Here is a 21,870-nt window from a genome sequence, read left to right as displayed (position 1 = left end):
GTCAGTGACACTGCGCGGCAGCGTTAATGATGCGGGTTTCGTTTTTCTCATCCGTAAGCGCGTAGTCAGCGACGCAGTGCTCGCTGGTATCGTCCCCCCAGGAAACGGCGAGACGTCCATGTTGAGGCAGACCGGAAAGATAGGTTTGTCCGTCAGCGCCGACAATAAATTCGCTGTCCTTATCCCCTGTCGTAACCGTTGCGCCAAAGGGGAGCGGTTTGCCGTTTTGCGTAAGCGTCATTAACACTCTGTTGCCTGTGCGGGTGTTAAAACTGGCGCGAACCACGGCGCCGCGGGTCGGTGTGACAATTTGCGCCGCATGGGTCACGTCGGCATCATCCGGCAATGTTTCGGTATCCAGTGAAATGGTGTTATGACGGTAGGCCGTGACAAACGGAACGACGGTGTAGCCGCGAAAATCCGTTTCTACCCCAGTCTGGTTGGTAATATGCGTGCCATATGCACCCGGCGCTTTCACCAGAGCAATGGTTTCGCCAAGCGGTTGACTCAATGTGATCCCATTGGCATGAGCAACGATGCCTCCTTGCAGTCCCACATTCACCGTACGCTGGTATTTATGCTGACTGACGCCGCCGCTTACTTCACCATAAGTCGCTTTGTAATCCATATTCATACTGGTTGAACTGCCGCTACCGGTATTGCTCAGCCCTTCCTGCAGGCTCCAGTTAAGATTGTCCTCCTGCAGTGCGGTGCCGTTAAGGCCGATATTTTGCGTGGCGCCTGTCCGGGTGTTGTTCAGGTTGTACGTCGCCCATGTGTTGTGCATCCAGCGATCGAGAGGTATGGAAACGCTTAGTGCGAACTGGTTATCGTTCTGGTCGGCGCTTTTATCGTCGCTGTCGCGGGTGTTCTTGTTCATGCTGTAGCTCAGGCTATAGCTTACGCCGTGCCAGCTGTTGTTGTAGCTGACGCTCATTGACGTCATGTCCTGGCGTTGACTCCAGTACGTTTCTTTCACCAGACTGAGCGTAAGCGAACCCCAGCGCTCACCCAGCGTCTGGTCAAGGGTGGCTTCGGTGCGGGCGCGACGCTGCCGGGGAGCGGAGACGTCGTCAGCCTGGGTATAGGATTCCAGGGTGTCTTCGAGGGTATAGAACCCTTTGCTGTTGTAGCGATAGCCCGCCAGTGAGAAGTTGGTGCCGGAACCGACGAAATTTTTGCTGTAACGCACTCGCCAGGATCGGCCTTTATGGGCTTGCTGTTTTTTGAGCAGTGCTTTCGCACGGGTAACATCGACGGAAAACGCCCCTAAATCACCGAGGTTTTTCCCGGCGCCGATGGCCTGCGACTGATAGTGGCTGCTGTGCTGGACCCCGCCATAGGCGGTAACGCCGTAGGGTAAACCGTAAATAGCGCTGCCCTGGGCGAACGGCGTTTTCTCAACGTGACTGTCATAGGAACGATAGCGACCCGCGGTAACGCTGTAACGCAGGTGCTTTTCACGCTGCAGAACCGGTACGGAGGCATAAGGCACGACGAAGTGGCTTTCACTGCCGTCCGTCTCCTGGACAGTGACCTGAAGGTCGCCGCTGCTGCCGGTAGGGTAGAGATCGTTAATCTCAAACGCGCCAGGCGCAACGGTGTTTTGGTAAATGACGTAGCCATTCTGTCGAACGACGACCCGCGCATTGCTGTGGGCGGTGCCGCGAATAATCGGCGCATAGCCTTTTTCGCTGTCGGGCAGCATCTCGTTTTCAGCGTTTAGCTGCGCGCCGGTATACGGCACGCTGTCAAAGACGTCTGCTGGCGAGGAGCTTTGACCGACTGTCAAAGTGCTTTTCAGGGCGACAATATCACGCTGCGCGTAGGTATAGACGGAGGAGAATTTCTCCTGACGATCGTCGCCCGTGGCATTACGGTTCCAGGTGGAATAATTACGCACCCGCCACGCGCCGATATTCAGCCCTGGGCGGAGGTTGATGTATTGGCTGCTATTGTCCTGGCTGTTTTGTTGCCGCGCATGGCTGTGGCTGGCGTTAGCGCTGTAGTTAATCAGACCGGCCGTGATCCCTTCGTCAAAGTCTTTCGGATCGATATAGCCGCGCGGCACCTGTCCCAACGCTGACTGGGGAATGCTGAGTAACAACTGCTGATTGCGTACGCGAAAGGTGGCCGATGCGGCAGGGATAACGCTTAAGTCCGCGCATTTGCTCTCTGTCATAAGCTGAGGATAGGCGTCTGTCTTAATCCCCAGCGTCTTGAGATCATCCAGCGAAAAGCAAGGCTGGAGGGTGCGCTTTCCTTTCGCGTGAGTCTGTAAATTGAAGGTAACGTTACGGGTATCGACTTTGCTGTTATTAATAAAAATTGTCACCTGATAGTTGCCAGGCGCCTGGCCGGGACCTTTTTCATAAATCGACAAATCCGTCTTTCCCTGCTGCGGATTATCAATATCCAGTAACGCCGGATTAAAATAATCATCCGCTCTGGTTTGCTGCGCAAAAACTGCCGCCGCCAGTCCACATAGCAGGACCAGCGCGGCAAATAAGCGGCAGGAAAACGGCTTTTGATGACTATACATAATAAATATGGCGCCAGAGGACAACGTTATTAATGCAGGGTCTTAGTGAACGTCTGGCTAATGCTGCCGTAATCAGTGATGATGGAATAGGTTAACGCTGTTCCGTTAGCCTCCGCCGGGAGGGCAAAATGCGTTTCGGCCTCAGGGACCGCCCACGTCGCTTTATTCACTCTGTGGCCGTTCAGCGTCACCTTCTGAAAATTCATATAGAATGGGGTCGGGTTTTTTACCACCACATCGTTACCTTCGCGACGCCATTCCAGTTTATTGGCGACGTCTTCAGGCTTACCTTTAATGCCTGACGGGCGGTAAAGCAGCTTAATGCGTGTATTAATGGCGATTTGCAGGGTGTTAACCCCTTCAATTCGCTTTGACGATGGGATCGCTTTAATATTCAACCAGTACAGGGACTCGCGGTCTTTCGGTAGATCTCCACCGGTGCGAACGACACGCAGAACATTATCCTCATTGGCATCGAGGCGGAATAAAGGCGGGGTAATTAAAAAGGGGGCTTTAGTCCGATTATTACTGCCAGAATCTACCCAGGACTGTACCAGATAATCCATGCTATCTGGATTTGAAATACCAAGAGAAGATTCCTTTTTTTCTCCCTGATAAACCAGGCGAGTGCCGTTAATAATAACACCCGCATGTGCCGTTGCGGCTACCAGAAAAAGTGTGCTCAGTAAATAACCGTGGCGCATACCTGTTTCTCAACGTAAAGAGAGGAAGCCGCGCAGACGTAACGCGACTCCTCTGGATGGGGAATATCAGTTATAGATAACAGTGAAGGTTGAAACGGAATTAGCCGGACCTGCGGTTATAGCCGCCTGAGTCTGGATATAGCGTGCGGCAAACTCCAGATCGTTGACCGAGCTTCCTGACATTAACGGATATTCGCGGGAAGGCGTGTATAAACTCACCGGTTGCTCAGCCGAATCGAGCAACTGGATGGCCACGCCCGTTGCCGCATCGGCGCCCGGGGTGATTGCCAGCGAGCGATTGTCGTTTGCATCCGGCGTTCCACCGAAATTAATGGCGGCAGACGTGACAGTCTCCGGACAACCCGTCAGTTGAATATCAAACTTTGTTGCCGTGCTGGTGGAGCCAGCACCGGTAAATACCGTTTTTGACACCTTACCTAACTGCACATTTAACGGGTTGCTCAACCCGTTCACAACCTGACAGGCGGAATCCACGATTTCGCCGGTAAAGTTAATTTGTCCTTCGCCATTGGTTGCGGCAAATGCCGATGCAGTGCATCCAACCGTTGCCGCGAACACTAAGCCTAAAGCCACCTTGTTCATAATCATTCCTGGTATTCTCTGGGTAAAACGTTGCCTGGACGTTGTTACCGATAGTCCTCACTATTGATACGTTGGATATTTAAGCAGAATGAGGGGCAGGAAGATTGTGTTGAGATAATCACAAATATTTGAACTTGCGCTTGCATTTGTAGAACTTTTTCAAAAACAGATGATTGGGCAGCGCGATAAAAAGCTATCAGCCGTCTCTGGTTAAGGGCTATATTGTTAAAAAAATGTCACAGGGGAGACATCATGGATTATCGCAGCATCATTAAAGAGATTGGCCGGGGGAAAAATCACGCCCGCGATCTGGACCAGGACACGGCGCGCGGCCTGTATAGTCGGATGCTAAACGGCGAAGTGCCTGAGCTGGAAATGGGCGGTATTCTGATCGCGCTGCGCATCAAAGGGGAAGGTGAGGCGGAAATGCGCGGATTCTATGAGGCAATGCAGCATCATACGATTACGCTCACCCCGCCCGTTGCGAAACCGATGCCGATTGTTATTCCCAGTTATAACGGCGCGCGTAAACAGGCCAATCTGACGCCGCTGCTGGCGATACTGTTGCATAAACTGGGCTTCCCGGTGGTGGTTCACGGCGTCAGTGAAGATCCCACGCGTGTCCTGACGGAAACGATTTTCGAACTGATGGGCATTCCGCCGACGCGTCATGCCGGGCAGGCGCAGGCAAAACTGGATGGTCACCAGCCGGTATTTATTCCGGTCGGTGCGCTGTGCCCGCCGCTGGAAACGCAGCTGGCGATGCGCTGGCGCTTAGGCGTTCGCAACAGCGCGCATACTCTTGCCAAGCTGGCAACGCCGTTCGCTGAAGACGCCGCGTTGCGTCTTTCCAGCGTCTCCCATCCTGAATATGTCCCCCGGGTGGCGAAGTTCTTCAGCGACATCGGCGGTCGCGGTCTGTTGATGCACGGTACGGAAGGGGAAGTGTATGCGAATCCGCAGCGCTGTCCGCAAATCAGCCTGATAGACGGCAGCGGTATTCGGGTATTGCAGGAGCGCCAAAGCGAAATCCCGGACGCGCCGGTGCCGCTGCCTGCGGCAAAAGATCCGCAAACTACCGCGCGCTGGATCGAACGTTGTCTTGCCGGAAGTGAACCGGTTCCGGCGTCAATAAAGCGCCAGATGGCGTGCTGTCTGGTGGCGACCGCTGAAGTTGAAACGCTGGAAGAAGGCCTGGCTCGGGTGAATCAGTCGTTTTAAGCGACGGCGAAAACGGATAAAAAAAAGCCCGTTCAGTGGCGGACGGGCAAACAAGGGTAACAATGGTTCAATGAGGGTTGGAGCAGTGTGTCTGTCGGCAAACAGACGGGGTGAAATTATTTATAGATAACAGCGGTGCCGCTCATTTTGTTGTTGTTGGTGGCGGAGGTAATGCTGTATCCGCTGGCGCCCGCAGCGGTCGCTTTTTCAGCCAGTTTCGCTTCCAGGCCGTCCAGCGTGGTTGCGCCATCCGCAGACACTACACCGATTTTATTCATGCTTTGCGCCTGTGCAGCAGTAACGGGTTCGGCCGCGAAGGCGCCAAAAGAGAGTGTGGACAGGGCAACAGCAGCAATAGCGTATTTGATGTTTTTCATTATTAATCTCTCGCAGGTTATTCTTTAAGGAAGACGATGTTCCGTCGATGTGATGAGTATCACGGTTTTTGGCGAGAGAGAAAATCGAATAGAATTGACCGCCTTCATCAAATAAATTGAATGAAAAATAACTTATTGATTATTAATTAATTCATGGCATGAATTTACGCTTCTTCGCAGTCGGCTTTACAGTAGCGTGATTAACGGCACGTTTTGCCACGCAGACTGCGTTTTAACGTGAATGTAAGCGAAACGGCAAATTCTACAGATCCAGGTAAAGAAAAGTCAGCGTAACTGGCTGTCTTTGGAGCCTCTGCGATTATATCCTGCATATGTTGCATTATGTAAATCTTTCTCCCGTTGACAGGCGAGGCATAGCCGCACGCCGGGTATCGCCTGGCGTCGTGCTTCAGGGATGGGATCACCGCATTCTGCACATTCATACAGACTATCACCACGCGGAATTTCACCGCGTACGCGGGCAACGGCATCTTCAATCGTACTGTTGATCTGTTCGTTTACGGCGTCATCATTAGCCCAACCGGAGGCCATAGCGTGTTCTCCTTATGATAGATGGATAATTAAGTATAACGGGTCTGCGGATTCGCAGGGTATCAGCCCGAAAGACGAATGCGCCATCGGGCCGGAGAAGATAAAAGGAAGGTTATTTATAGATCGTGGCCGTGCCATACATCTGATTTTTACCGCCTGCGGAATTAACGACGAAGCCGGTTGCGCCTTGCTCCTTCGCTTTTTCCGCCAGTTTGTCTTCCAGTTCGCTCAGGTTGGTTGCGCCGGTGGCGGAAACGGTGCCCGATGCGCGCAACTGTCCGGCATCCGGACTGCTCAGAGGCTGTGCGGCTGACGCCGCGGACGTTATACCGGCAAACGCGGTGGCGAGGAGGAAGGCGAGGCATTTTTTCATGATGCGCTCCTTGGTGAAACAACGTGTTGTGCCTCCTAAGTGTAGGTCGCCACAGTCGCGGCAACAGCGGAAAAAATTGATGAAGATATGCTCAATTTTTGAACGATAATAATTGACGTATTTTTACAAATCAATGACATACATCATGCTGATTTTCTGAGGATTTGAGCGATGCCCGTCACAGGACGACGCTGATCAGGTCCTTTGAACGGGTTTTCGCTTTGCACAGGTTTACCACATTGCGTTATGCGGGTATCTTACGCCGCTGTTAAAAGGAGAAAGCTATGGCCCCCCAGAAACCGGGATTACACCCGCGTAACCGTCACCACAGTCGCTACGATCTGACCGCGCTCTGTAAAGTCACGCCTGAGCTGACGCAGTTTCTGACCCGAACACCCGCGGGCGAACAAAGCGTCGATTTCGCCAATCCGCAGGCGGTCAAAGCGTTGAATAAAGCGCTGTTGGCCCATTACTACGGGGTGGCGAACTGGGATATCCCTGACGGTTTTTTATGCCCACCGGTACCGGGACGGGCAGATTATATCCATCACCTGGCCGATCTGCTGGCTGAAACCACGGGCAGCGTTCCCTCATCGGCCACGCTGCTTGATATCGGCGTGGGGGCAAACTGTATTTATCCGCTGATTGGCGTTCATGAATACGGCTGGCGCTTTACCGGTAGCGAGACCAACGATCGCGCCTTTGCCAGTGCACAGGCGATTATCAACGGCAACCCCGGACTGACGCGCGCAATACGTTTGCGTCGGCAGAAAACCGCTTCGGCTGTCTTTAACGGCATTATCCATAAAAACGAGCAATACGATGCGACGCTGTGCAATCCGCCATTCCATGACTCTGCCGCCGCCGCGCGTGCGGGTAGCGAGCGTAAACGGCGTAACCTGGGACAGGATAAAGACGACGCGCTGAACTTCGGCGGCCAGCAGCAGGAGCTGTGGTGTGAGGGGGGCGAAGTGGCGTTTATTAAAACCATGATTGCCGAAAGCCGGGCTTTTGGACGCCAGGTGATGTGGTTTACCACACTGGTGTCACGGGGGGAAAATCTGCCGCCGCTGTATCGGGCGCTGACGGATGTCGGCGCCGTCAGGGTGGTGAAAAAAGAGATGGCCCAGGGCAATAAGCAGAGTCGCTTTATCGCCTGGACCTTTATGGACGATGACCAGCGCCGCCGCTTTAACGCGCGTCAACGCTAAAGCGTCGGGGCGTTTGGCGGTAGCGGCGCGGAAGCGGTTTCTGCCGCCGGCGACATCGTCGGCGCAGGCAGGACCTGATACGTCTGCACGGGCGGGCGCACTCCGGCCAGGTCGAAATGTTTTTTCACCTGGCTGTCCAGCGCGAAGCGGACCGTCCACTGTTTTAGCGGCAGGGTCGTGAACGACACGCGCAGGGTAAAGGCGGTGTTGGTCAGCCCTACGATACCGGCAAAGGTCGGCTCACCGATGATCAGGCCCCGCACCTCCTCATTTTCCATCACCGCGTTAACCGCATCTTTCAACGCCTGATTGGCTTTGTCGGCATCTTCCTGACGGTCCACGTCGTAGTTCGCCACCACCGAACCAATGCCGCGCACAAAGTTGGCGAAGGTCGTGATCGAGGACCAGGGAATAATATGATATGCCCCGGTGTCCTGCCGCACGCCAACCGAACGAATTGACATCCGCTCAACCGTTCCGGTCAGCGGCCCGATGGTGACCAGATCGCCGGTATTCATGCCATTTTCGAACTGGATAAACACGCCGGTAATAATATCTTTGACCAGCGTTTGCGACCCGAACGAAATCGCCAGTCCCAGCGCGCCGGCGCCTGCCAGCAGCGGAGCGATATTCACCCCGATCTCCGAAAGCACAATCATAATGGTGATGGTGCTGATGATCACCGCCAGCGCATTGCGAAACAGCGTCAGCAGCGTGCGGGTGCGCGCACTGGGTAACGGACGACCATGAATATCGGAGGCCAGACGGTTTTCGATTAGGCTGGCGAGAACGGTCCAGCCCACCGCCGAGAAGAACAGGATCAGCGCGATACGGATCAGGATATCCACCGTCTTTTCACCCGCGCCGTTGTGCAGCCAGTTCCAGAAGTCGAACAGTCCCCAGGCATTCAGCAACAGCATGATGGCGACGCACACCGTCAGGAAACGCGCCACTTTAAGCGCGGTCGACAGCCAGCCGTTCAGGCGCTTTTGCAGTTCAGGATAATTTCGCTGCGTGTGTGGAGAGAGGGTAATGGTTTTGGCGATCCAGCGAGAGAACATCCCCGACACGAAAGCGGCAATGGCGATGATGGCCAGACTGCGCACCGTTGCGCCCATCATAAATTTCAGGCTGTTCCCCGGATCGAACAGCGAAAAGAAAAACAGGACGATGAAATAGGCGCTTGCCAGCCAGTGCCACACCAGCGCAAAAGCGCGAATAAACAGGCTAAAAAAGGCCAGCGAACGATCGGCCAGGTTCAGCAGATGCCCGGTGATATCCTTTTTATTATGAAAGATCAGATACAGCGCCCACAGCGTTATGCACAGCATGATCGCCACGTTCGCCATCGCGCCGACCTGCACGTTGACCTGATTAGAAATAATGGGAACGGCGACGATCAGCCCATAGCCAATCAAACTGCTCAACGAGCTTAACCGGCGGTTCCAGTACCGGGCATTGCTGTCCTGAATTGAAAACGGACGCAGCTCCGCCACTTTCGGGCAGAAGATCAGACGCAGTATCGCTTTAAAAAACTCAATCAGGGCAAAGGCATTGAGAAACAGACTCTGCTGAAACGCAATGGTGCGGCTTCCGGCGTTTAGCCTGTCGCTCAGTAACTGCCCGACGAATAGCGTCAGCGCCAGCAGTAGCAGATCGATAATAAAAGCCCCGACGATCATCGCCGGAAGCTGAAGCCAGTTGCGGCGCTCACGATTTTTCTTCCGCGCCCAGTTACCCATTTTGCGATACAGCGGAAGCGCGCACCGACGAATCAGCCAGTAAAAGCTGAACACGGCGACCGCCAGCATCAGGAAGTGGGTGAGGGCGTTGGTGAACGTCTGGCTGTTAAAGGGTTTATGCGGTGCGTCGGTGATATTACGATAAAGCTGGGCGAAGCGCCCGGCGAAGGCCGCACCGTAGCGATGACTGATGTCGGTGATATTCTCCAGCACCGTTTTTTCTTCCACAACACCAGGAGGAACGATTTTGGGGGAGGACTCAGGCGCGGATGTTGTGGCGGCGCTGCGCAACTGGCCAATGAGTTCCTTGCGCGACGCCTCATTTTCCAGCACATCGGCCAGAGCGGCATAAGCCGCTTTTTTTTGTTCAATGTCCGGCTCGGGCGCGGGCGCAGTTTTAGCATCTGCCGCCGGGCTGGCGGTCACGCCGGGAATCGTCACCGCATGGGCGGGCGCCCCCGCCAGACAAATGAGGACAAACAGGATCCACCGCATGACTCCTCCAATGAGAAAATTGTGCAAAACAATAAGTATAGTTGCTGGAGGGATGAGGTTTGGATTTGGGAGGAGTCGTAGAAAACCTCCCCTTCGGCGCGAAAGGGAGGCGAATCGTCAGGAAACGTGCTGCAAAAATTCCTGTAGACGCTGACTTGGCGGGTTTTCAATCAGCGCCTGCGGATTGCCGTCTTCGGCAATCCGGCCTTTGTCAATGAAGATAAGACGCGAGGCCACTTTTTCGGCAAAGCCGATTTCATGGGTTACGATGACCATGGTCATGCCTTCTTCCGCCAGATCCTGCATGACTTTCAGAACCTCGTGGCGCAGCTCGGGGTCAAGCGCAGAGGTCGGCTCATCAAACAGCATCATTTTCGGCTTAACCGCCAGGGCGCGGGCAATCGCCACACGCTGCTGCTGCCCGCCTGAAAGTTCAGACGGATAGTGGTGCGCGCGTTCGGCAAGGCCGACCTTCGCCAACAGCGCTTTCGCCTGTTTTTCCGCCTCTTCTTTACGGGTGCCGCGCACGCGCAGCGGGCCGAACATGACGTTTTCCAGGGCGGTCAGATGAGGAAACAGGTAAAACTGCTGGAATACCATTCCCGCTTCCTGGCGAATCAGACGCTCGTCTACCTTCGGATCGTTGACCTTCAGGCCGTCAACGATCAGATCGCCGGAGGTGATCTCCTCCAGTTTATTAATGCAGCGCAACAGCGTGGATTTTCCGGAGCCTGACGGCCCGATAATCACCACCACTTCGCCCTGTTTGATATTCAGATCGATATTATGCAGCACCTGGGTTGGGCCAAAATGCTTGGAGACGTTTTTAAATTCAATCACAGGATTTTCATCCTTCTTTCCAGACTACGAAGCACGATGTTCAAGACCTGCGTGATGATGAGGTAAATCACGCCGACAGCGGTCCAGATTTCCAGCGCGCGGAAGTTGCCGGCGATGATCTCCTGGCCGCTGCGGGTCAGCTCAGCCGCCCCAATCACGATGAACAGCGAGGTGTCTTTAATGCTGATAATTAACTGGTTGCCAAGCGATGGCAGCATGCGGCGCAGCGCCAGCGGCATAATCACGTGACGAATGGTTTCGCGACGTGAAAGCCCGAGCGCCAGCCCAGCTTCGCTGAACCCTTTGTGGATCGACAAGACCGAACCGCGGGTAATTTCCGCGATGTACGCGCCGGAGTTAATCATGATGGTGATTACCGCCGCGCTAAAGGTGTCGATGCGCAGGTCCGGGAAGGCCATCGGCAGGGCGAAGTAGATGTACATCACCTGCACGACGATAGGCGTGCCGCGAATGATTTCGATAAACACAAGGGCGACGTGATTGGCGATCCAGCCGCCGTAAGTACGGGCTAACCCCGCCAGCAGGCCAATGACGATCCCCCCGGCGAGGCCGAGGATCGAGATCCACAGGGTCATTTTGGCGCCCTGAAGCAGGATCGGAATGGCGGGCCAGATGGCGCTCCAGTCAAACTGCATATGTTATTCCTGTTACCGTGGTGAAAATAGCCGATCGCACGATGGCTAAAAGTGTAGGCCCGGCAAACGCTGCCGGGCGTTACAGAGCCTGGTTCTCAGGCTGTTTTATTTCGGTTCAGTACCGAACCATTTTTTGTAAATTTCGTTGTAAGTGCCGTTCTCACGCAGGGTTTTCAGCGCGCCGTTCACTTTTTCACGCAGATCGTCACTGCCTTTCGGGAACGCGATACCGTACTGCTGCGCTTCCAGAGACTCACCGACCGCCTTAAACTGGCCGTTGCCGGCGGTTTTGATGAAATAGAGGATGTTTGGCGTGTCGTGCAGAACCGCGTCCGCGCGATTGGTGCCCAGCTCCATATAGGCGTTATCGATATTCGGGAACTGGCGCAGATCTTTGGTTTTGATGTTCGCTTTCGCGTAGTCAACGGAGCCGGTGCCGCTCTTCACCGCCAGCACTTTACCGTCCAGATCTTTCACGCTTTTCACATCGTTGTTATTCGCTTTCACCATCACTAACAGGCCGCTTTTGTAGTAGCCGTCAGAGAAATCGATCGCTTTTTTACGCTCGTCGGTAATGGTGATACCCGCCAGCGCCAGGTCGACGTTGCGGGTTTGCAGTGCCGGGATAATGCCGCTGAAATCCATCGGCTTCAGTTGATAGTCCAGCTTCAGCTCTTTCGCGACGGCAGCCCACAGATCCACATCAAAGCCAACGTATTTGTCACCCTGTTTGAATTCAAACGGAACGAACGCGGTGTCAGTCGCCACAATCAGTTTTTTTTCCGCCGCGTGAGAAGAGACGGCAAAAGCCAGGGTAAGTGCTGCCAGTGAAACGTTTAATAAAGACTTCATAGCATTTCCTTTTTTATCCACGGGGCGATCCCCTGCAAGAACAGTAAGCGTAATGAAAGATTCGTGCCAGTTTTGCAACCCCTTGTTTTAACAAGAGGCCGCAACGCAAGTTTGCACACGCAGCGTGGCAAGTGTCGCTTTTTGCACCAAAACGGGGCACTAAATGAGTGCATGACCGGGGTGGCGCTAGCAGTCTGCTTATTTAGCGTAAATATTGCTGTTAAAACAATCTTTCGTTAACGATTGTGTGAGGTGATTATTACAATAAATTTACTTTATTGCGGCAGGGAGGCCGGGCGATGCACTATAAAAGTGCAAAACCCCCGCCGAAGCGAGGGTTGTAGAGGTCTTACTTATGACGCGATTATTCGATGTTAGATTCGATAAACCACAGGAATTTGTCGAGATCGCGTGACGCGGCGGTGAAGATATCAGCGGTGTCTTCATCCTTCGCTTCGCCAATCGCTTTACGCACGTCGTTTGCCACGACAGCATAACGATCTGCCAGCTCCTTCAGGTGATCCTGAACGGTATGGATGTCCAGCGGATAGCTTTTCAGCGGGGTTTTGCTGTTGATAACCTGAGTCGTCCCTAAGGCAACGCCACCCAGTTGTACGGCACGTTCGGCCATAGTATCCAGATGATCGGTTAACGCAGTACGGAAGCCATCCAGCATTTCGTGTACGGCAATAAAATTAGCACCGCGCATGTTCCAGTGCGCCTGTTTCGTAATCAGAGACAGGTCGATAAACTGGATAACCTGACGATTCAGCAACTCAACCGTTGCTTTCTTATCGCTGTCGGAGACATCGTTGCGGGTATAAAGCAGATTGGACGCTTTTGTTTTTACCAATTTAGCGGTACTCATAATTTCATATCCTCTTGATGTTATGTCCCGGTAATTAACGAAACTAAGTATAGCACCGGTTATCGATCCTGCTTTTCTGGCTCTCCCTATCGCTTTAATAGCGCATTGCCATGTTCATCAGGAATTGCATTGCTATTCATAATGTTGCAAATGAAAAATTATTCCATAATGCCATAGCGATATTAACCTGAGTCCAGGAAAATCCTTGCAAATAAACATCGGTAAAACACATAGCGCCAGGGCGGAAAATAGCGTGGGTAAGCGGAAGGATATTCTGCATGATTATGCAAACCATGCAGAAATGTAAAATTACTTTACGTCAACTTTTTTAATTTCAGTATCGCGTCGAATCGTTAACGTTGAACCCATAGAGGCGGCAATGATAGCCCCCAGCGCCAGCAACTGGATGACGGTCAGCGTTTCGCCGAGGAACACGATGCCGGCTACCGCCGCCAGCGCGGGCTCCATGCTCATCAACGTGCCAAACGTTCGTGTCGGCAGTCGGGTTAAGGCAATCATCTCCAGGGAGTAGGGGAGCGCAGTAGACAGCACCGCGACGGCCAGTCCCAGTGGGATTATCGACCAGTGCCAGAGCGCCTCGCCAGCCTGTGCTGCGCCGAGAGGAACAAACACAATGGCGGCAATCAGCGAGCCGACTGCGACCGTTGCCGGCCCGTGTTCCGCCCCGGCGCGCTGGCCGCTAAGAATATAGATAGCCCAGCAGGCGCCCGCGCCCAGCGCCAACGCTGCGCCTGCCAGGTCGACATGCGACACATCCTGACCCAGCGGCAGCAAAAACCACAGCCCGAGTACCGCCAGCACCACCCAGATGAAATCCACCGGACGTCGAGACGCGAACAGCGCCACGGCCAGCGGCCCCGTAAATTCCAGCGCAACCGCGATGCCGAGCGGCACCGTCTGAATCGACAGGTAAAAGAGATAATTCATCCCACCCAACGACAGCCCATAGAAAAGCAGCGGCAGCCGCTGTTCTTTCGCAAAGCGCAGACGCCAGGGTTTAAAAAAGGCAACCAGAATAAGTGTGCCCAGCGCCAGGCGCAGCGCGGTAACGCCCGGCGCGCCAACCAGAGGGAACAACGATTTTGCCAATGATGCGCCGCTCTGAATGGAGCACATCGCAATCAGCAGTACGACTATCGGCAACCAAACTGGGATTTTACGTGAAGACCCTGGCATCCTTTCTCCTGACACTGGACGGTAAAACACGCCATCGTGGAGCCTGGCAAAGAACCAGCCGCACGATGGGGCGCGTGATGTATAGAAAAGTAAAACAGGCAGTGTAATGGAATAAACCTTTAACGGTTGAGTCTTTGTTGAAAAATTTTTCGTGAAACGTCGTAGAATGAAAGGGTATTGATGAATTAATAAACTTTATGATTAGGAATAATCTGGATGAATGTCCGTTGTTATGCGCGTAATAATGTGCTGGATTTCCAGAAAAGTGATGTTATTTGAATAGGATAGCGGGTTGTGGAAATGTTTTGTTACATGAATTGACCCGTTAGACATCGCGAATCGCAAAGAGTTTCTCATCAATTTTTGATATATTTAAAACTTAGGACTTATTTGAAGCACATTTGAGGTGGTTATGAAAAAAATTGCATGTCTTTCAGCACTGGCCGCTGTTCTGGCTTTCACTGCAGGTACCGCTTCTGCAGCAACTTCTACTGTTACCGGCGGTTACGCACAGAGCGATGCTCAGGGCGTAGCGAACAAAATGAACGGTTTCAACCTGAAGTATCGTTATGAGCAGGACAACAACCCGCTGGGCGTAATCGGTTCCTTCACTTACTCTGAAAAAGATCGTACTAACAGTGCGGGCGATTACAACAAATCCCAGTACTACAGCATCACCGCGGGTCCGGCTTACCGTCTGAACGACTGGGCAAGCATCTACGGTGTTGTGGGTGTTGGCTACGGTAAATTCCAGCAGACTAACTACCCTGGCTACAAAGATGACACCAGCGACTACGGCTTCACCTACGGTGCTGGCCTGCAGTTCAACCCGATCGAAAACGTAGCTCTGGACTTCTCCTACGAGCAGAGCCGTATTCGTAGCGTTGACGTTGGCACCTGGATCGCCGGCGTTGGTTACCGCTTCTAATCACTTCGGTGATATAAAAAATCCGCCTTTCGGGGCGGATTTTTTTTTGCCTGTGCCGGTTACTTCGTCGAGAAAATGTCCGTCCCCAGATGGTTATAATCCACTTTCTGTAACTTGAAGTTGGTAATGTACACTGGCCCGGCCTTTTGCTCGGAGATAAAACGGTAGCGGGGTTTGATCTCCTTCGCGCGAATACCCGTCCACTGGGAGAAGAAAGCGAGAAAGTCGTTAGCCGAGCGCCGCGCTTTAATTACCTTATGCGCTTTGTCATCGCTGGAAAGCACCATAAACGGCACCTGGAAGTTTTGCTGGAACGCGTCATCGTGCGCCAGATACTGCACCTCTTTTCCGCGTTCCTTAAAGGCCAGTCCGTGATCGGAGAAATACACCAGCGAGAAACTGTCGCCGCTGTTGCGCAGTTGATCGTAGAGTTGACGAAGCAGGTCGTCGGTCTGCGTCATGGTATAAAGGTAGCAGGAGGTCTCTTTCGACTGTACAAACGTTGCGTATTTGCCAAGTGTTCGGTCGCAGGCCTGCGGATGTGAGCCCATTAAATGCAGCACAATAAGCTGCGGCTGGGTGCGCTCGGTCGCCAGTACCTGAGCGGTCATTTTCAGCAGGGCGGTGTCCTGAGTGTTTTTATCCGCTTCGAAGTCGCCGCTTTTCAGGAACTGAACTTCGTCTGCCCGCCTGGCGATGCTGGCGATGGCGGTATCGTACTCCCCGATTTGCCCCTGATTTGAGAACCACCAGGTCTGAAAGCCCGCGCGGTTCGCCAGCGTGACGAAGTTATCCTGGAACTGCGGTTTGTCCTCCACCACCCGATTAAGCGTAAGGCCCAGTGATTTTTGCGTGGAGCCGCTGGCGGCGACATAGTCGGTAAACAAATACCCGTTAACGCTGCTGGCAAACGGTGTGTTATCCCAATGTCCACCAAACGCGCCAAGCGCATCGCGACGGGCGCTTTCGCCTATCACCACCACGTAGGTGTGATATTTCGGCTTCACGGCGGTGACGGTCCATGTATCTTTCATGCTGGCAAGTTTCGCCATGCGCGCCTGTTCGTCAATCACCTCGTTATTGTTTACGATGACGTCTTTTGCAAAGCGGAACACCGGATAACCAGTATCTTTGAGCTTAAATACCCCGCCCCAGGCCAGGTTTTGCAGTGGCGCGACAAAAAATGCAACTACGCTGAACAGTAGGCAGAGGCTGTCAAACGTGTTCCAGCGCGCCTGCACTTCCTCTTTTTTGCGACGAACGGCAATAACGCCGAGCGCAAAAATAAACACGCCAACCAGATAGCTGTACCACGGGAAGATGGTCAGTATTTCCGTTGACTCTTCCATATTGGTGGAATGCAGCGCCAGCAGTGTATTAAAGTTCGGCGCGCCGTAAGCCTGGCCAAAAGGGAAATACATCGCCGCCACCAGCGAGCAGAGGCCAATCAGTCCTTTTTGTACACGCGGCGCGGTACGCCACAGCAGAAGCAAAATGCAGGTAAAGGCCGTGGTATAGAGCAGACTAAACGGGTAGCCCAGCGCCAGGTTGATCAGCAGAGACTGTAATAAATAAAAGGCCGTCCACGGGCTCATTGCCCGGGTGCGCGTCAAAAGCGTCTCTTTGAGGGTTAAATTCATATGCCACAATCTAAAAAACGCCATGTGCTCACCCTGGCGCCAAGGGTCATCGCCTGCTGAGCGTGCGTTAAGAGGGGAAGAGGTCCGCATCTGCGAGCCGCAATATAGGCAGGGCTGCAAGAAGATAGAGCCTGTGAAACAGAAGGTCAACTGGCAGTATGAAATTGTTTTGCGAAGACGTTAGCAAATCCGACAAAAAGAAGGGGTATTCTGGCTGGCAGGTGAGTATAGCCGTCGAAAATGACAGCAAGATGAAGCGGCGTACCGCGACGCCGCATTATTTTTTTGACGGGGTGTCCTGTTCCGGTTTGCTGCTAATCATATCGCACAGCATCGAGAGCAGCATTAACCGAACCTTAAAGGGGGAATGGCTGAACACGCTTAAGCACCTCTTGAACTCATTCATTGTGACCTCCTGACTGACCGATCCCCTCGATCCGTGACGGGTGTTTGCATTACATACAGATATAGCACAGGCTATATTATATAGCTATTGCTAAAACGTTAATTTTTTGTGCCGGGGCAACTCTGGTTTACAATGAGCGTTCTCCAGAACGATGCGGTCAATGCGTCACAGGAATGAGGAAGCAGAATGAGTCGTCGCGCAGGTACGCCAACAACGAAAAAAGTGACGCAGTTAGTGAACGTTGAGGAACACGTCGAAGGGTTTCGCCAGGTCAGAGAGGCTCACCGTCGCGAACTGATTGACGACTATGTGGAGCTAATCTCCGATCTGATCATTGAGGTCGGCGAAGCGCGTCAGGTCGATATGGCGGCGCGTCTTGGGGTTTCCCAGCCTACGGTGGCGAAAATGCTGAAACGCCTGGCGTCGGTAGGACTGATCGAAATGATCCCCTGGCGCGGCGTCTTTTTAACGCCGGAAGGGGAAAGGCTGGCGCAGGAAAGCCGCGAACGGCATCAAATCGTTGAAAACTTCCTGCTGGTGCTGGGGGTGAGTCCGGAGATTGCCCGGCGTGACGCGGAGGGGATGGAGCACCACGTCAGCCAGGAGACGCTGGACGCTTTTCGCGCGTTTACGCAGCAGCATGGAACAGCCTCTGAATGAACCTGCCTTTTTTTCGGGCGCTGAAACGCGACCGTTTTTTCCATCTCTTGCTCGTTGTGGGCGTGGGATTAAGTTTTTACGTGCCCTTCAGGCCGCAAAGCTGGGTCGCAGCGATTGACTGGCATACGATCGTTACCCTGAGCGGCCTGATGCTGCTTACAAAAGGCGTAGAGCTGAGCGGCTATTTCGATGTAGCAGGGCGGAAAATGACCCGACGGCTGGCGACAGAGCGCCGTCTGGCGATATTTATGGTGCTGGCCGCCGCGCTGCTTTCCACGTTTCTCACTAACGATGTCGCCTTGTTTATCGTTGTTCCGCTGACCATCACCCTTAAAAAGCTGTGCGCCATTCCGGTAAACCGACTGATTATCTTTGAAGCGCTGGCAGTCAACGCCGGTTCGCTGCTTACGCCTGTCGGCAACCCGCAAAACATCCTGATGTGGGGACGCAGCGGGCTTTCATTCGCCGCGTTTATCCTGCAGATGGCCCCGCTTGCCGCGGCGATGATGCTGACGTTGTTGGTACTATGCTGGTTCTGCTTTCCGAACAGACCGCTGGAATTTCACAGCGGAACGCGGTCGCCAGAATGGCAGCCGCGGCTGGTGTGGAGTTGTCTGGCGCTGTATCTCGTTTTTCTGACGGCGTTAGAGCTGAAACAGGCGCCTGTCGGGCTGGCGATAGTGGCGGTGGGTTTTTTGCTGCTGGCGCGTCGCGTGGTGCTGAGCGTGGACTGGACGCTGCTGTTGGTGTTTATGGCGATGTTCATTGACGTTCATTTGCTGACGCAGCTACCCCTGTTACAGGGGGCGTTAAATCATGTCAGCACGCTCTCTGAACCGGGACTGTGGCTGACGGCGATCGGCCTGTCGCAGGTTATCAGTAATGTGCCTGGCACCATCCTGCTGCTGAATTATGTGCCGCCGACGATGTTGCTGGCGTGGGCGGTGAACGTGGGCGGGTTTGGCCTGTTGCCTGGCTCGCTGGCGAATTTGATTGCCTTACGGATGGCGAATGACCGACGCATCTGGTGGCGCTTTCATCTTTATTCGCTGCCGATGCTGGTGTGGGCGGGACTGGTAGGATACGGGCTGCTGTTGGTGTTGTGATGGCCCGATGGCGCGGTGCTTATCGGGCCGACGATCTGACTCAGCAGGATGGGTAGGGCGTAAGCCGCTACCCAACGCTGGTCACTGATTAGTTCAGACGAACCGGCATACCGGAGCGGTTTTCAATGGCCTGGGAGAGAACCGCCTGGTCAACGTCAGCCTGTTCGGTGATGCTCTTCACGCCCTTCGTCAGGGTGATCGGTACGATCTCTTCGCCTTCGAACTGCGCTTCGGTGGTAGACAGCGGATTATGTACCTCGATATAGCGGCTACCGTCTGGCTCGGTGGTGGCTTTGACCGGTTCATCGATAAACTGTACGCGGGTACCGACAGGCACGTTTTCGAACAGGAATTTAATGTCCTCGTTACGCAGACGTACGCAACCGTGGCTCACGCGCAGGCCGATACCGAAGTTAGCGTTGGTGCCGTGGATCGCATACAGGCGGCCAATGTATAGCGCGTAAAGTCCCATCGGGTTATCCGGGCCAGCCGGTACGACAGCCGGCAGCGGTTCGCCCGCCGCGCGGTACTCGGCGTGCATTTTCGCGGTTGGCGTCCAGGTCGGGCCCGCTTTCTTACGTTCAACCTTCGTGGTCCAGTTGATCGGCGTATCTTTGCCTAACTGACCGATACCGATAGGCAGTACGATCACGGTATTAGTGCCTTTCGGATAGTAATACAGGCGCATTTCCGCGCTGTTAATGACGATGCCTTCATGCACGGTGTCCGGCAGGATCAACTGTTGCGGAATATTCAGCACCGTACCGCCTTTTGGCAGGAAGGTGTCCACGCCCGGGTTTGCTTCGAGCATGTTTGAAAGGCCCATCTGGTATTCAGCAGCAAAATATTCCAGCGGCTGGGTATTACCTTCAGGGATGGTGATAACCTGGTTTTGACCAATCAGACGGCTACCATCGGTTGGCAGCGGATAAGTCACGGCAGAAGCGGTACTGCAAAAGCCGACTACAGCGAGTGCCGCCGCGAAAAACGTTGTTAATTTCATATTCATGTTATGCGAGATTCAATGCCTGGCAGGCTGTTGGGTTGAGAATTCTGTAGTGTTGGGAGCGCATTATATGTGCATTCCCGCTAACAGGGAATTCGGATGTGTACGAAATCACATTTTTTTCCCCCGGTTTAACGCGTCGCCGTTTACCGCAGGGCGGGATCTTATTGAAGACTTGTGGCATAATGCGCGGTTTGTCACATCTTCTTTAGGATACGTCCGTGTTAGTTTCCAGTAACGTCACCATGCAGTTCGGCAGTAAGCCGCTGTTCGAAAACATTTCCGTCAAGTTTGGCGGCGGCAACCGTTACGGCCTGATTGGCGCCAACGGTAGCGGTAAATCCACCTTTATGAAGATCCTCGGCGGCGATCTTGAGCCGACGCTCGGCAACGTGTCTCTCGATCCCAACGAGCGGATCGGTAAACTGCGCCAGGATCAGTTTGCCTTTGAAGAATTCACGGTGCTTGATACCGTGATCATGGGTCACGGCGAGCTGTGGGAAGTGAAGCAGGAGCGCGATCGCATTTACGCGCTGCCTGAAATGAGCGAAGAAGACGGCTACAAGGTGGCCGATCTGGAAGTGAAGTATGGCGAGATGGACGGCTATTCCGCGGAAGCGCGCGCCGGTGAACTGCTGCTCGGCGTGGGTATCCCCGTAGAACAGCACTACGGCCCGATGAGCGAAGTCGCGCCAGGCTGGAAGCTGCGCGTGCTGCTGGCGCAGGCGCTGTTCTCCGATCCGGATATTCTGCTGCTCGACGAACCGACCAACAACCTGGATATCGATACCATTCGCTGGCTGGAACAGGTGCTCAACGACCGCGACAGCACCATGATCATCATTTCGCATGACCGTCACTTCCTGAATATGGTCTGCACTCACATGGCGGATCTGGACTACGGCGAACTGCGCGTATATCCCGGCAACTACGATGAGTATATGACCGCCGCGACCCAGGCGCGTGAACGCCTGCTCGCCGATAATGCCAAGAAAAAAGCGCAAATTGCCGAGCTGCAGTCTTTTGTCAGCCGCTTTAGCGCTAACGCGTCAAAATCACGTCAGGCCACGTCCCGCGCCCGTCAGATTGATAAAATCAAACTCGACGAAGTCAAAGCGTCAAGCCGTCAGAACCCGTTCATCCGCTTCGAGCAGGACAAGAAACTGTTCCGTAACGCGCTGGAAGTGGAAGCGCTCAGCAAAGGGTTTGACAACGGTCCGCTGTTTAAAGGCGTTAACCTGCTGCTGGAAGTGGGCGAGAAGTTGGCGGTGCTCGGCACCAACGGCGTCGGTAAATCCACCCTACTGAAAACGCTGGTCGGCGATCTGGAAGCGGACAACGGCACCGTGAAATGGTCTGAAAATGCCCGCATAGGGTATTACGCGCAGGATCACGAATATGAATTCGAAAACGATCTGACGGTGTTCGAATGGATGAGCCAGTGGAAACAGGAAGGCGACGATGAGCAGGCGGTGCGCAGCATTCTGGGGCGTCTGCTGTTCAGCCAGGACGATATCAAAAAGCCGGCAAAAGTGCTCTCCGGTGGCGAGAAGGGGCGGATGCTGTTTGGTAAGTTGATGATGCAGAAGCCTAATATTCTGATCATGGACGAACCGACGAACCACCTGGATATGGAGTCTATCGAGTCGCTCAATATGGCGCTGGAGATGTATCAGGGCACCCTGATCTTCGTTTCCCACGACCGCGAATTCGTTAGCTCGCTGGCGACCCGCGTGCTGGAAATTACGCCGGAACGCGTCATCGACTTTAGCGGAAGTTATGAAGACTACCTTCGCAGCAAAGGTATCGAATAGTTTTCCCGTCATCTTTCACACGACAGGCGCAGCTAATGCGCCTGTCGCGCGAAATACAGAGAAATAAATCATTAATC

At 53.8% G+C, this 21,870-nt stretch carries 21 protein-coding genes; 6 read left to right on the top strand and 15 right to left on the bottom strand.

The genetic code is table 11. The annotated features are described in order from the left end of the window. Position 1: 1 nt before the first annotated feature. From OGY07_RS17635 to OGY07_RS17625, 3 genes are all read right to left on the bottom strand, one after another. Positions 2–2,542 (bottom strand): fimbria/pilus outer membrane usher protein, encoded by a 2,541-nt coding sequence (locus tag OGY07_RS17635; RefSeq protein WP_286602068.1) that lies wholly within the window; start codon positions 2,540–2,542, stop codon positions 2–4. Positions 2,543–2,571: 29 nt separating this feature from the next. Further along, complete coding sequence (locus tag OGY07_RS17630) at positions 2,572–3,246, bottom strand: fimbrial biogenesis chaperone (RefSeq protein ID WP_286602066.1); 675 nt, start codon at positions 3,244–3,246, stop codon at positions 2,572–2,574. Positions 3,247–3,312: 66 nt separating this feature from the next. Then, positions 3,313–3,849 carry a fimbrial protein gene (locus OGY07_RS17625; protein ID WP_042285070.1) on the bottom strand — a complete coding sequence of 179 codons (537 nt, stop codon included), beginning with the start codon at positions 3,847–3,849 and terminating at the stop codon, positions 3,313–3,315. A gap of 252 nt (positions 3,850–4,101) precedes the next feature. Between OGY07_RS17625 and ybiB the strand changes: the two genes are divergently transcribed. Next, positions 4,102–5,070, top strand: a complete 969-nt coding sequence (ybiB, locus tag OGY07_RS17620) for a DNA-binding protein YbiB (protein WP_042285067.1) — start codon at positions 4,102–4,104, stop codon at positions 5,068–5,070. 116 nt (positions 5,071–5,186) lie between these two features. Here ybiB and ybiJ read toward each other — a convergent pair whose 3' ends face one another. The 3 genes from ybiJ to mcbA form a co-directional block, all read right to left on the bottom strand. Then, positions 5,187–5,447, bottom strand: a complete 261-nt coding sequence (ybiJ, locus tag OGY07_RS17615; RefSeq protein ID WP_042285065.1) for a DUF1471 family protein YbiJ — start codon at positions 5,445–5,447, stop codon at positions 5,187–5,189. 285 nt (positions 5,448–5,732) lie between these two features. Further along, on the bottom strand, positions 5,733–5,999 hold the full coding sequence (locus tag OGY07_RS17610) for a DksA/TraR family C4-type zinc finger protein (RefSeq protein WP_042285063.1): 267 nt from the start codon (positions 5,997–5,999) through the stop codon (positions 5,733–5,735). Between the two features lie 112 nt (positions 6,000–6,111). Further along, positions 6,112–6,372 carry a DUF1471 family periplasmic protein McbA gene (gene mcbA, locus OGY07_RS17605; RefSeq protein ID WP_181821700.1) on the bottom strand — a complete coding sequence of 87 codons (261 nt, stop codon included), beginning with the start codon at positions 6,370–6,372 and terminating at the stop codon, positions 6,112–6,114. A 284-nt stretch (positions 6,373–6,656) separates the two neighbouring features. Between mcbA and rlmF the strand changes: the two genes are divergently transcribed. After that, a complete protein-coding gene (gene rlmF / locus OGY07_RS17600) occupies positions 6,657–7,583 on the top strand; it encodes a 23S rRNA (adenine(1618)-N(6))-methyltransferase RlmF (protein ID WP_200033836.1) in 927 nt (308 codons plus the stop codon). Here rlmF and ybiO read toward each other — a convergent pair. The 6 genes from ybiO to rhtA form a co-directional block, all read right to left on the bottom strand. Then, a complete protein-coding gene (gene ybiO, locus OGY07_RS17595; RefSeq protein WP_286602059.1) occupies positions 7,580–9,820 on the bottom strand; it encodes a mechanosensitive channel protein in 2,241 nt (746 codons plus the stop codon). The two genes, rlmF and ybiO, sit on opposite strands and share 4 nt — an antisense overlap. 117 nt (positions 9,821–9,937) lie before the next feature. Further along, complete coding sequence (gene glnQ / locus OGY07_RS17590) at positions 9,938–10,660, bottom strand: glutamine ABC transporter ATP-binding protein GlnQ (protein WP_042285053.1); 723 nt, start codon at positions 10,658–10,660, stop codon at positions 9,938–9,940. Beyond that, on the bottom strand, positions 10,657–11,316 hold the full coding sequence (gene glnP, locus OGY07_RS17585) for a glutamine ABC transporter permease GlnP (RefSeq protein ID WP_042285051.1): 660 nt from the start codon (positions 11,314–11,316) through the stop codon (positions 10,657–10,659). Before glnP ends, glnQ begins: the two co-directional genes overlap by 4 nt. A 105-nt stretch (positions 11,317–11,421) precedes the next feature. After that, entirely contained in the window at positions 11,422–12,168 is a 747-nt protein-coding gene (glnH, locus tag OGY07_RS17580) for a glutamine ABC transporter substrate-binding protein GlnH (protein ID WP_042285049.1), read from the bottom strand. Positions 12,169–12,532: 364 nt separating this feature from the next. Then, the gene (gene dps / locus OGY07_RS17575) at positions 12,533–13,036 is read right to left on the bottom strand and encodes a DNA starvation/stationary phase protection protein Dps (protein ID WP_042285046.1); all 504 of its coding nucleotides are present in this window, start codon (positions 13,034–13,036) and stop codon (positions 12,533–12,535) included. 309 nt (positions 13,037–13,345) lie between these two features. After that, on the bottom strand, positions 13,346–14,233 hold the full coding sequence (gene rhtA / locus OGY07_RS17570; RefSeq protein WP_060569905.1) for a threonine/homoserine exporter RhtA: 888 nt from the start codon (positions 14,231–14,233) through the stop codon (positions 13,346–13,348). A gap of 412 nt (positions 14,234–14,645) precedes the next feature. Here rhtA and ompX point away from each other — a divergent pair, with 412 nt between their 5' ends. Next, complete coding sequence (gene ompX, locus OGY07_RS17565) at positions 14,646–15,161, top strand: outer membrane protein OmpX (RefSeq protein ID WP_042285041.1); 516 nt, start codon at positions 14,646–14,648, stop codon at positions 15,159–15,161. Positions 15,162–15,220: 59 nt separating this feature from the next. Here ompX and OGY07_RS17560 read toward each other — a convergent pair whose 3' ends face one another. Both OGY07_RS17560 and mntS read right to left on the bottom strand, forming a co-directional pair. Then, positions 15,221–16,801: a phosphoethanolamine transferase gene (locus OGY07_RS17560; RefSeq protein WP_042286193.1), complete on the bottom strand. Its 1,581-nt coding sequence runs from the start codon at positions 16,799–16,801 to the stop codon at positions 15,221–15,223. Between the two features lie 277 nt (positions 16,802–17,078). Further along, on the bottom strand, positions 17,079–17,207 hold the full coding sequence (gene mntS, locus OGY07_RS17555; RefSeq protein ID WP_072014953.1) for a manganase accumulation protein MntS: 129 nt from the start codon (positions 17,205–17,207) through the stop codon (positions 17,079–17,081). 186 nt (positions 17,208–17,393) lie between these two features. Here mntS and mntR point away from each other — a divergent pair, with 186 nt between their 5' ends. Together mntR and OGY07_RS17545 are read left to right on the top strand one after the other, a co-directional pair. Next, positions 17,394–17,867: a manganese-binding transcriptional regulator MntR gene (gene mntR / locus OGY07_RS17550; RefSeq protein WP_286602052.1), complete on the top strand. Its 474-nt coding sequence runs from the start codon at positions 17,394–17,396 to the stop codon at positions 17,865–17,867. Then, positions 17,864–18,973: an anion transporter gene (locus tag OGY07_RS17545; protein WP_060569902.1), complete on the top strand. Its 1,110-nt coding sequence runs from the start codon at positions 17,864–17,866 to the stop codon at positions 18,971–18,973. Before mntR ends, OGY07_RS17545 begins: the two co-directional genes overlap by 4 nt. Before the next feature lie 88 nt (positions 18,974–19,061). Here the strand turns inward: OGY07_RS17545 and ldtB are convergent, their stop codons facing one another. Further along, complete coding sequence (gene ldtB / locus OGY07_RS17540; protein ID WP_042285033.1) at positions 19,062–19,982, bottom strand: L,D-transpeptidase; 921 nt, start codon at positions 19,980–19,982, stop codon at positions 19,062–19,064. 218 nt (positions 19,983–20,200) lie between these two features. Between ldtB and OGY07_RS17535 the strand changes: the two genes are divergently transcribed. Continuing rightward, complete coding sequence (locus OGY07_RS17535; protein ID WP_042285031.1) at positions 20,201–21,793, top strand: ABC-F family ATPase; 1,593 nt, start codon at positions 20,201–20,203, stop codon at positions 21,791–21,793. The last annotated feature ends 77 nt before the right edge of the window (positions 21,794–21,870 follow it).

It is taken from the genome of Citrobacter sp. Cs237 (assembly GCF_030332325.1).
Classification (GTDB): domain Bacteria; phylum Pseudomonadota; class Gammaproteobacteria; order Enterobacterales; family Enterobacteriaceae; genus Citrobacter_A; species Citrobacter_A sedlakii.
Note: the sequence above shows the minus strand (reverse complement) of the source record. Positions and strands in the feature narration are given on the sequence as shown.

Coding starts and splice junctions, on each gene's coding strand:
- mntR (WP_286602052.1), top strand. CDS start 17,394: ATGAGTCGTCGCGCAGGTACGCCAACAACGAAAAAAGTGACGCAGTTA.
- OGY07_RS17625 (WP_042285070.1), bottom strand. CDS start 3,849: ATGAACAAGGTGGCTTTAGGCTTAGTGTTCGCGGCAACGGTTGGATGC.
- dps (WP_042285046.1), bottom strand. CDS start 13,036: ATGAGTACCGCTAAATTGGTAAAAACAAAAGCGTCCAATCTGCTTTAT.
- ybiO (WP_286602059.1), bottom strand. CDS start 9,820: ATGCGGTGGATCCTGTTTGTCCTCATTTGTCTGGCGGGGGCGCCCGCC.
- ldtB (WP_042285033.1), bottom strand. CDS start 19,982: ATGAATATGAAATTAACAACGTTTTTCGCGGCGGCACTCGCTGTAGTC.
- ybiB (WP_042285067.1), top strand. CDS start 4,102: ATGGATTATCGCAGCATCATTAAAGAGATTGGCCGGGGGAAAAATCAC.
- OGY07_RS17635 (WP_286602068.1), bottom strand. CDS start 2,542: ATGTATAGTCATCAAAAGCCGTTTTCCTGCCGCTTATTTGCCGCGCTG.
- glnP (WP_042285051.1), bottom strand. CDS start 11,316: ATGCAGTTTGACTGGAGCGCCATCTGGCCCGCCATTCCGATCCTGCTT.
- rhtA (WP_060569905.1), bottom strand. CDS start 14,233: ATGCCAGGGTCTTCACGTAAAATCCCAGTTTGGTTGCCGATAGTCGTA.
- OGY07_RS17545 (WP_060569902.1), top strand. CDS start 17,864: ATGAACCTGCCTTTTTTTCGGGCGCTGAAACGCGACCGTTTTTTCCAT.
- OGY07_RS17610 (WP_042285063.1), bottom strand. CDS start 5,999: ATGGCCTCCGGTTGGGCTAATGATGACGCCGTAAACGAACAGATCAAC.
- mcbA (WP_181821700.1), bottom strand. CDS start 6,372: ATGAAAAAATGCCTCGCCTTCCTCCTCGCCACCGCGTTTGCCGGTATA.
- mntS (WP_072014953.1), bottom strand. CDS start 17,207: ATGAATGAGTTCAAGAGGTGCTTAAGCGTGTTCAGCCATTCCCCCTTT.
- OGY07_RS17560 (WP_042286193.1), bottom strand. CDS start 16,801: ATGAATTTAACCCTCAAAGAGACGCTTTTGACGCGCACCCGGGCAATG.
- glnH (WP_042285049.1), bottom strand. CDS start 12,168: ATGAAGTCTTTATTAAACGTTTCACTGGCAGCACTTACCCTGGCTTTT.
- OGY07_RS17630 (WP_286602066.1), bottom strand. CDS start 3,246: ATGCGCCACGGTTATTTACTGAGCACACTTTTTCTGGTAGCCGCAACG.
- rlmF (WP_200033836.1), top strand. CDS start 6,657: ATGGCCCCCCAGAAACCGGGATTACACCCGCGTAACCGTCACCACAGT.
- ybiJ (WP_042285065.1), bottom strand. CDS start 5,447: ATGAAAAACATCAAATACGCTATTGCTGCTGTTGCCCTGTCCACACTC.
- ompX (WP_042285041.1), top strand. CDS start 14,646: ATGAAAAAAATTGCATGTCTTTCAGCACTGGCCGCTGTTCTGGCTTTC.